Source organism: Citrobacter sp. CK199 (genome assembly GCF_030333285.1).
GTDB lineage: Bacteria > Pseudomonadota > Gammaproteobacteria > Enterobacterales > Enterobacteriaceae > Citrobacter_B > Citrobacter_B koseri.
In genome coordinates, this window is record NZ_JAOWGF010000028.1 from 234,648 (window position 1) to 244,282 (window position 9,635).

At 54.6% G+C, this 9,635-nt stretch carries 8 protein-coding genes, 1 other RNA gene and 1 pseudogene; 8 read left to right on the top strand and 2 right to left on the bottom strand.

The genetic code is table 11. From position 1 onward, the window contains the following. Positions 1 to 74: 74 nt before the first annotated feature. The 5 genes from decR (at position 75) to amtB (ending at position 6,034) form a co-directional block, all read left to right on the top strand. Positions 75 to 533 (top strand): DNA-binding transcriptional regulator DecR, encoded by a 459-nt coding sequence (decR, locus tag OGX75_RS16090; protein ID WP_012133534.1) that lies wholly within the window; start codon positions 75 to 77, stop codon positions 531 to 533. Between the two features lie 44 nt (positions 534 to 577). Beyond that, positions 578 to 2,350 carry a SmdA family multidrug ABC transporter permease/ATP-binding protein gene (locus tag OGX75_RS16095; RefSeq protein WP_286450938.1) on the top strand — a complete coding sequence of 591 codons (1,773 nt, stop codon included), beginning with the start codon at positions 578 to 580 and terminating at the stop codon, positions 2,348 to 2,350. Beyond that, complete coding sequence (locus OGX75_RS16100; RefSeq protein WP_286450939.1) at positions 2,343 to 4,121, top strand: SmdB family multidrug efflux ABC transporter permease/ATP-binding protein; 1,779 nt, start codon at positions 2,343 to 2,345, stop codon at positions 4,119 to 4,121. The genes OGX75_RS16095 and OGX75_RS16100 overlap by 8 nt, the downstream gene beginning before the upstream one ends. 256 nt (positions 4,122 to 4,377) lie before the next feature. Continuing rightward, positions 4,378 to 4,716: a P-II family nitrogen regulator gene (glnK, locus tag OGX75_RS16105; protein ID WP_012133530.1), complete on the top strand. Its 339-nt coding sequence runs from the start codon at positions 4,378 to 4,380 to the stop codon at positions 4,714 to 4,716. A 31-nt stretch (positions 4,717 to 4,747) separates the two neighbouring features. Beyond that, on the top strand, positions 4,748 to 6,034 hold the full coding sequence (gene amtB / locus OGX75_RS16110) for an ammonium transporter AmtB (protein ID WP_024130590.1): 1,287 nt from the start codon (positions 4,748 to 4,750) through the stop codon (positions 6,032 to 6,034). Positions 6,035 to 6,082: 48 nt separating this feature from the next. Here amtB and tesB read toward each other — a convergent pair whose 3' ends face one another. Next, positions 6,083 to 6,943, bottom strand: coding sequence for an acyl-CoA thioesterase II (gene tesB, locus OGX75_RS16115; RefSeq protein ID WP_012133528.1), 861 nt, complete (start codon positions 6,941 to 6,943; stop codon positions 6,083 to 6,085). Positions 6,944 to 7,158: 215 nt separating this feature from the next. Here tesB and OGX75_RS16120 point away from each other — a divergent pair, with 215 nt between their 5' ends. Continuing rightward, positions 7,159 to 7,728, top strand: a complete 570-nt coding sequence (locus tag OGX75_RS16120; protein WP_012133527.1) for a YbaY family lipoprotein — start codon at positions 7,159 to 7,161, stop codon at positions 7,726 to 7,728. A 35-nt stretch (positions 7,729 to 7,763) separates the two neighbouring features. Here the strand turns inward: OGX75_RS16120 and OGX75_RS16125 are convergent. Beyond that, positions 7,764 to 8,153, bottom strand: a pseudogene (locus tag OGX75_RS16125) (MGMT family protein). Positions 8,154 to 8,237: 84 nt separating this feature from the next. Between OGX75_RS16125 and ffs the strand changes: the two are divergent. Together ffs and OGX75_RS16135 are read left to right on the top strand one after the other, a co-directional pair. Beyond that, positions 8,238 to 8,334, top strand: an RNA gene (gene ffs, locus OGX75_RS16130) — signal recognition particle sRNA small type. 109 nt (positions 8,335 to 8,443) lie between these two features. Continuing rightward, entirely contained in the window at positions 8,444 to 9,514 is a 1,071-nt protein-coding gene (locus tag OGX75_RS16135; protein ID WP_001421867.1) for a site-specific integrase, read from the top strand. The last annotated feature ends 121 nt before the right edge of the window (positions 9,515 to 9,635 follow it).

Here is a 9,635-nt window from a genome sequence, read left to right on the forward strand (position 1 = left end):
AGCACGGAAAAAATTGTTGCCATTTCACCTTTAAAATAGAATGTAAGGAGAAAAATCTTCTCTGTGGGGTGGGTATGTTAGATAAAATTGACCGTAAGCTGCTGCTTTTGTTGCAGCAGGACTGCACCCTCTCTTTGCAGGCGCTGGCCGATGCCGTTAATCTGACCACCACACCCTGCTGGAAACGGCTGAAACGTCTGGAAGACGACGGCATTCTCCTCGGTAAAGTCGCGCTACTGGACCCAGAGAAATTGGGTCTGGGGTTAACGGCGTTCGTACTGATCAAAACCCAGCATCACAGCAGTGAATGGTACAGCCGCTTCGTGACGGTGGTCACCGAAATGCCGGAAGTGCTGGGGTTCTGGCGTATGGCCGGGGAATACGACTATCTGATGCGGGTTCAGGTAGCAGATATGAAGCGTTATGACGACTTCTACAAACGTCTGGTGAACAGTGTTCCGGGATTGTCAGACGTAACGTCGAGCTTTGCGATGGAACAGATTAAGTACACAACCGCTCTGCCTATTGAATAATTCTCCCGGAAAATATTGCCGGAAATCATGTCAGGATATAACGCGTGCGATTATTTGCTCAATTAAGCTGGTACTTCCGTCGGGAGTGGCGTCGCTATCTCGGCGCCGTGGCCTTGCTTATCATTATCGCTGTCCTCCAGCTGATCCCGCCCAAAGTGGTCGGGATCGTTGTGGATGGCGTCACTGCGCAACATTTCACTACCGGTCAGGTATTGATGTGGGTGGGCACGATGGCCATGATTGCGGTAATCGTCTATTTGTTGCGCTATGTCTGGCGCGTGTTGCTGTTCGGCGCCTCTTATCAACTGGCGGTTGAACTGCGTGAAGATTACTACCGCCAGCTCAGTCGCCAGCATCCTGAATTTTATCTGCGACACCGCACCGGCGACTTAATGGCGCGCGCGACTAACGACGTCGATCGTGTCGTCTTTGCCGCCGGTGAAGGGGTGCTCACGCTGGTGGATTCGCTGGTGATGGGCTGCGCCGTGCTGATCGTGATGTCAACGCAGCTCAGTTGGCAACTGACGCTGTTCGCGCTGCTGCCTATGCCGATTATGGCGCTGATGATCAAGCGCTACGGCGACCGTCTGCATAACCGCTTCAAACTGGCGCAGGCGGCGTTTTCCAGCCTGAACGATCGTACCCAGGAGAGCCTGACCAGCATTCGCATGATCAAAGCTTTTGGCCTTGAAGATCGACAGTCGTCGCTGTTTGCGGCGGACGCGGAAGACACCGGGAAGAAAAACATGCGGGTAGCGCGTATCGACGCCCGTTTTGATCCCACGATTTATATTGCCATCGGCATGGCTAATCTGCTCGCCATCGGCGGCGGAAGCTGGATGGTAGTGCACGGTACGCTGACGCTTGGGGAACTGACCAGCTTTATGATGTACCTCGGGCTGATGATCTGGCCTATGTTAGCGCTGGCCTGGATGTTTAACATTGTGGAGCGCGGTAGCGCAGCGTACAGCCGTATCCGCGCGATGCTGGCGGAAGCGCCGGTCGTCAACGACGGAACGGAGACGGTGCCGGAAGGGCGGGGAGAGCTGACGGTCTCCATTCGTGAATTCAGCTACCCGCAAACCGCGCATCCGGCGCTGGAAAATGTGCAATTCCAGCTTGAGCCAGGGCAGATGCTGGGGATCTGCGGGCCGACGGGCGCGGGGAAAAGCACTCTTCTTTCGCTTATTCAGCGCCATTTCGATATTACGCAGGGGGATATCCGTTTTCATGATATTCCGCTGACGCGCTTGCAGCTTGATAGCTGGCGCAGTCGCCTGGCGGTCGTCAGCCAGACGCCGTTCCTGTTCTCCGACACGGTCGGCAATAACATCGCGCTGGGGCGCCCAAACGCGACGCAGGAAGAGATTGAACAGGTGGCGCGGCTGGCCCGCGTGCATGAGGATATTTTGCGTCTGCCTCAAGGATATGACACCGAAGTGGGCGAACGCGGCGTCATGCTGTCCGGCGGGCAAAAACAGCGCATTTCTATTGCGCGTGCGTTACTGCTCAATGCGGAAATCCTGATTCTGGATGATGCGCTGTCGGCGGTGGATGGCCGTACCGAACACCAGATTCTGCATAATTTACGCCAGTGGGGAGAGGGGCGCACCGTGATTATTAGCGCGCACCGCTTATCCGCTCTGACGGAAGCCAACGAGATTATCGTGATGCAGCATGGTCATATCGCCCAGCGTGGCGATCACGATGAATTAGTGCTGCAAACGGGCTGGTATCGCGATATGTATCGCTATCAGCAACTGGAGGCGGCGCTGACTGACGCTCCTGAAATCAACGAGGAGACGGCAGATGCGTAGTTTTGGACAGTTATGGCCGACCCTGAAAAGGCTGCTGGCGTATGGTTCGCCGTGGCGTAAACCGCTTGTCATCGCCGTGGTGATGCTGTGGATCGCGGCGGCGGCGGAAGTCAGCGGCCCGTTACTTATCAGCTACTTTATCGACAATATGGTCGCGAAGAGCCACCTGCCGCTGGGCACGGTCGCGGGGCTGGTGGCGGCGTACATTGGCTTACAGTTTCTGGCGGCGGGGCTGCATTATGCGCAGTCGCTGTTGTTTAATCAGGCGGCCGTCGGCGTAGTGCAACAGCTGCGTACCGATGTGATGGATGCCGCTTTGCGCCAGCCACTGAGCGCCTTTGACACGCAGCCGGTGGGGCAACTGATCTCTCGCGTGACCAATGATACGGAAGTCATCCGCGACCTTTACGTTACGGTCGTGGCGACGGTGCTGCGTAGCGCGGCGTTAATTGGCGCGATGCTGGTCGCCATGTTCAGCCTCGACTGGCGGATGGCGCTGGTCGCGATGGCGATTTTCCCGGCGGTGCTGGTGGTGATGGTGATTTACCAGCGCTATAGCACGCCGATTGTGCGCCGCGTGCGGGCATATCTGGCGGACATCAATGATGGCTTCAATGAGGTCATTAACGGCATGAGCGTCATTCAGCAGTTCCGCCAGCAGGCGCGGTTCGGCGAGAGAATGGGGGAGGCCAGCCGCTCGCACTATATGGCGCGGATGCAGACCCTGCGACTGGACGGTTTTTTATTGCGCCCGCTGCTCAGCCTTTTTTCCGCGCTGATCCTCTGCGGATTACTGATGCTGTTTAGCTTTACCTCGCGCGGCACCATTGAAGTCGGGGTGTTGTACGCCTTTATCAGCTATCTGGGGCGTCTGAACGAGCCATTGATTGAACTGACGACCCAACAGTCGATGTTGCAACAGGCTGCGGTGGCGGGGGAGCGCGTATTCGAACTGATGGACGGCCCACGCCAGGATTATGGTCGGGATGAGCGCCCGTTGCAGTCGGGCAGGATTGACGTTGATGACGTCTCCTTCGCCTACCGTGACGACAATCTGGTGCTGCAAAACATTACGCTCTCCGTTCCGTCGCGCAGCTTTGTGGCGCTGGTCGGGCATACCGGCAGCGGCAAGAGTACCCTCGCCAGCCTGCTGATGGGGTATTACCCGCTTACACAGGGAGACATTCGCCTTGACGGTCGTTCGCTGTCAACGCTGAGCCACGGGGTTTTACGTCAGGGAGTCGCGATGGTGCAGCAGGACCCGGTGGTGATGGCGGATACGTTCCTGGCGAACGTTACGCTGGGGCGTGATATTTCTGAGGAACAGGTCTGGCAGGCGCTGGAAACTGTGCAACTGGCGGAGCTGGCGCGTAGTCTGAGCGAGGGTATCCACACCCGGCTGGGCGAGCAGGGCAATAATCTGTCCGTCGGGCAGAAACAACTGCTGGCGCTGGCGCGGGTGCTGGTTGATACGCCGCAGGTTCTGATTCTGGATGAAGCCACCGCCAGCATTGACTCCGGTACTGAGCAGGCGATTCAGCAAGCGCTGGCGGCAGTGCGTGAACACACCACGCTGGTGGTGATTGCACATCGCCTGTCAACCATTGTTGATGCGGACACCATTCTGGTGCTGCATCGCGGGCAGGCGGTCGAGCGCGGTACGCATCAACAACTGCTTGAAGCGCAAGGGCGTTACTGGCAGATGTACCAACTACAGCTTGCCGGTGAAGAGCTGGCGGCCAGCGCGCGTGAGGAATCGCTCAGCTCCTGATGGCGCTGCGCTTATCAGGCCTACGGACAATGCGCTCTTGTAGGCCGAATAAGGTGCTTACGCCGCCAACCGGCAATCAACAATCTGGTGCAAAAATGTAACGTACCATGCACCGTTATAGTGCGTTTTTTCTTTTCCTTCCCCAGCCGCACCCTACCAGCCTGAATTATCCCGCGTTTTTCATTTCTGGCACACCCCTTGCAATATCCCTGTCGTGAAGCGGCAGACATTATCGAATTCTGACAGGAGGGGATCTATGAAGCTGGTTACCGTGGTAATCAAACCGTTCAAACTGGAAGACGTCCGTGAAGCACTGTCTTCGATTGGTATTCAAGGGCTGACAGTCACCGAAGTGAAAGGCTTCGGGCGTCAGAAAGGTCATGCCGAGCTGTACCGCGGTGCGGAATACAGCGTCAACTTCCTGCCCAAAGTGAAGATTGATGTGGCGATTGCCGACGACCAGCTTGATGAAGTCATTGAGGTCATCAGCAAGGCGGCCTACACCGGAAAAATTGGCGACGGCAAAATTTTTGTCGCTGAGCTGCAACGTGTCATTCGTATTCGTACCGGCGAAGCCGACGAAGCGGCACTGTAACTCCTGGCACACAGTGATAGGGAACGAAAAGATGAAGATAGCAACGATGAAAACTGGCCTTGCTTCACTGGCTTTGCTTCCAGGTCTGGCAATGGCGGCTCCGGCGGTTGTGGATAAAGCCGACAATGCCTTTATGATGATTTGCACCGCGCTGGTGCTGTTCATGACCATTCCGGGCATTGCCCTGTTTTATGGCGGATTGATCCGTGGAAAGAACGTGCTGTCGATGTTGACGCAGGTTGCCGTCACCTTCGCGCTGGTCTGTATTTTATGGGTTGTTTACGGTTATTCGCTGGCCTTTGGCGAGGGGAACAACTTCTTTGGCGACTTCAACTGGGTGATGCTGAAAAATATTGAGCTCACGGCAGTGATGGGCAGTTTCTACCAGTATATTCACGTTGCTTTCCAGGGCTCTTTCGCCTGCATTACCGTCGGGCTGATCGTGGGGGCGCTGGCTGAACGTATCCGCTTCTCTGCGGTACTGATTTTCGTGGTGGTGTGGCTGACGCTCTCCTATATCCCGATTGCGCATATGGTCTGGGGCGGCGGTTTGCTGGCTTCTCACGGCGCGCTGGATTTTGCGGGCGGTACGGTCGTGCATATCAATGCGGCGATTGCTGGTCTGGTGGGCGCTTATCTGATTGGCAAGCGTGTCGGCTTTGGTAAAGAGGCGTTCAAACCCCATAACCTGCCGATGGTTTTCACCGGCACCGCGATCCTCTATATCGGCTGGTTTGGCTTTAACGCCGGGTCGGCGGGCATGGCGAACGAGATTGCTGCACTGGCCTTTGTTAACACCGTGGTGGCAACGGCTGCCGCTATTCTGGGGTGGATTTTCGGCGAGTGGGCGCTGCGCGGTAAACCGTCTCTGCTGGGCGCCTGCTCCGGCGCTATCGCGGGACTGGTCGGCATAACGCCAGCCTGTGGTTACATTGGCGTCGGCGGCGCGTTGATTCTCGGTGTCGTTGCGGGGCTGGCGGGTCTGTGGGGCGTGACGATGCTTAAACGTCTGCTGCGTGTGGACGATCCTTGTGATGTGTTTGGCATCCACGGCGTTTGCGGCATCGTTGGGTGTATCCTGACCGGGATCTTTGCATCCACCACGCTCGGCGGTGTAGGGTTTGCCGAAGGCGTGACGATGGGGCATCAGCTGCTGGTACAGCTGGAGAGTATCGCTATCACCATCGTCTGGTCTGGCGTAGTGGCGTTTATCGGCTACAAACTGGCGGATATCACCGTTGGGCTGCGCGTACCGGAAGAGCAGGAGCGCGAAGGTCTGGACGTCAACAGCCACGGCGAGAATGCGTATAACGCCTGATCATCAACAGGCCGGAGGCGACGCTTGTGCGTCGCCATTCGGCCATTTTCAATTGCGATTGCGCATCACGCCTTCCTGAACGGTCGACGCGACCATCACGCCATCCCGCGTGTAAAACTCCCCACGAACAAAACCACGGGCGCTGGAAGCCGAGGTGCTCTCTACGCTGTACAGCAACCATTCGTTCATGTTGAAAGGGCGATGGAACCACATTGAATGGTCGATCGTGGCAATTTGCAGACCTTTCTCCAGGAAGCCGATGCCGTAGGGTTGCAGCGCGACGGGCAGGAAATTCAGATCGGAAGCATAACCCAGCAGATACTGATGAATGCGGATATCATCCGGTATCGTACCGTTGGCGCGGATCCAGACCTGGCGCGTCGGGTTCGCAACGTGGCCTTTTAACGGGTTGTGGAACTCTACCGGGCGGATCTCCAGCGGGCGGTCGCTGATAAATTTCTCTTTCAGCACGGGCGGCAGCAGATGCGCCAATGAACGGGCGATCTCCGTCTCCGATTGCAGCGTTTCCGGCGCAGGGGCGTCCGGCATGGTTTTCTGATGCTCAAATCCCTCTTCCGGTGCCTGGAAGGAGGCTGTCATATAGAAAATAGGCTTCCCGTTCTGGATGGCGGCGACGCGACGCGCGCTGAAACTGTTGCCGTCGCGCAGAACTTCCACATCGTAAATAATGGGCTTCAGGCTGTCGCCGGGGCGCAGAAAGTAGCTGTGAAAAGAGTGAACCAGACGTTGTTCAGGTACGGTCTCTTTGGCGGCATACAGCGCCTGACCGACCACCTGACCACCAAAAACCTGACGTAATCCTAAGTCTTCACTTTGGCCCCGAAAGAGTCCTTCTTCAATTTTTTCCAGATCTAACAATGACAGCAAATTATTCAGTGCCTGACTCATACGTGCTCTCCAGGTAACAACGGCGCCGAAGCGAGGTAGGCAGAGTATAACGCAATTTTGAAAGTGGTCCGATGGGTGCAATAGTCTGAATTACGGACTAATTCCAGGCAAAAATAAGTGAGATATGCCACACTTAGTCACGTTATGTCTTTGTTAACCACTCTTCCGGCGGGTAAAGCACCTCCCGCTGATGCATTGATGATAAGGAGAATTTAATGAAACTCGTGCACATGGTAAGTGGTTTAGCGGTTGCGGTTGCTCTGGCAGCCTGCGCAGACAGAAGCGCAGATATCCAGACGCCTGCGCCTGACCCAAATACTTCTGGCGTGGCTACACAGTCAACTATTCAGCAACCTAATGTCTCCGGTACCGTCTGGATCCGTCAGAAAGTGGCTCTGCCACCGGATGCCGTACTGACTGTGACGCTGTCTGATGCCTCACTGGCGGATGCGCCGTCGAAAGTACTGTCGCAGAAAGCGGTGCGCACCGAGGGGAAACAGTCGCCATTTAGCTTTGTACTGCCGTTTAACCCGGCTGACATCCAGCCAAATGCGCGGATTCTGTTGAGCGCCGCCGTGACGATTAATGACAAACTGGTCTTTATCACCGATACCGTACAGCCAGTTATTAATCAGGGCGGCACGAAAGCGGATCTGACGCTGGTGCCGGTTCAGCAAACGGCAGTGCCTGTTCAGGCCAGCGGCGGCGCAGCGACAACCGTACCGTCAACGTCACCGACGCAGGTGAACCCGTCTTCCGCCGTACCGGCGCCGACACAGTACTAAGCTCTCACAGGACAACCCTCTCCGGCCGGAGAGGGTTAATAAATCCAGCGATATCGTTGCATATCGATTTGCCCACTCCCCGAGACCACCACGCCTTCTGACAGTAACGCCTGACGTTGGCGTTGCAGGTCTGGCCCGGTCAGGGAGATGGCGCCATGACGATTCACGACCCGATGCCAGGGGAGGGTGCTGCCTTCCGGCAATCGTTTTAATACGCCGCCGACCTGACGCGCGGCGCGAGGTGAACCGGCGAGGCGGGCGACGTCGCCATAAGTCGTGACAAACCCTTCGGGGATTGAGGCCACGATTTGCCAGACGCGTTGGGGGAAAGTGTCTTGTCTGTCCATCATTCATTCCTGCGATAATCTTCCAGCATAATCGTGAATCGCCGGGGAGTGAAGCCTCATTGCGCAAGAAAACAGCATCCGATATTGGATGGGTTGCATTTACAGGGGCCAGCAGTGATAATGCGCCTGCGCGTTGGTTAACAACGCTCTCAATGGGGGCTCTGTTGGTTCTCCCGCAACGCTACTCTGTTTACCAGGTCAGGTCCGGAAGGAAGCAGCCAGAGCAGATGACGTGTGTGCCGGGATGTAGCTGGCAGGGCCCCCACCCATTTCAGGGTAAGTACTTGATAGATAATGTCTAAAGTACTGAAATCTCTCCCCCATAGCCTTAGTGGTACAAAAACTGTGTATCACCAGTAGGCTGCACGATGTCCCTTATGCTCTCCCGTCATGGGATCTGGTACTACCGGAAAGTTAACGTCTTACCCTGTGGTAAACGCCGTGAGTTTCGTCGTTCGTTAGGTACTCGTTCAAAGACTGAAGCGACAAAGCGATCTTTACGCTTTGCAGATCGCCCTTGGCTGATTACTGAGACGTCCACGACTACAATCGATTTGATCCAATCCCCTAATTCAGACTTGTCGCTTAGCGAGCTAAAACTACATGCTGAGCAGTACGTTGAGTTTAAAAGCCGTGAAGTTTGTGAAAGGGAAGTTTCTTCTATCAAACGCTGTATTGATAAGTACTTTAGCTTCACTGAGCAGGTGTTTAAGCGTAGTAGGGCTGCTGAATTCATTAGCGGGCTGGATGTCGCGATTCCTACAAAGAACAAATATGTTAAGAAAATCAGTGGGTTTTTTCGATGGCTGAAACACCGTACTGACTATGATTTTCAAAATCCCTTTGAGGGATTGCTCCAAAAGGATCGCGAGCCAGTTTCCCAAAAGCGAGAGGCATATACCTCTGCTCAGATCAGATGCCTAGAGAATGGAATCAGTACATTACCTGACTGGAAGATATGGATTATTTTGCTTGGTCGATTTACGGGGATGAGGGCTAATGAAATTTGTCAACTATATCATGGTGATATATTGAAAAATGAGGGAAGATGGTGCATCAGGATTGATGATCGTCATGATGGACAGGTGGTCAAAACGGAGAACAGTAAACGTACAATACCAATTCATAATAAATTGATAGATATTGGATTTTTGGACTATGTACAGAAACAGAAAGGCAGACTGTTCCCGCAGTTAACTTTTTATAAAGGGTCATACAGCCACTACTTCACCCGCTGGTTCAGCGGTTACCGCAAAAAATTAGGGGTTCCAGAGTTTCATTCACTGCGACATTACATTGCCACTAAGTTAAAAAATGCTGGTGTAGTGGAGCATTATGCTGCTGCATTCTTAGGACATGCAGATAATTCAATTACATACAGAAGATATGGTAAGTCAGTCGCGGTATCTCAACTATATGATCTATTAGAACATATTTGATTCGTACTAAGCAGCCTCTTCACTGAGAGCCTGCTTAGTGAGACGGGAGAGCATAAGGGACATCGTGCAGCCTACTGGTGATACACAGTTTTTGTACCACTAAGGCTATGGGGGAGAGATT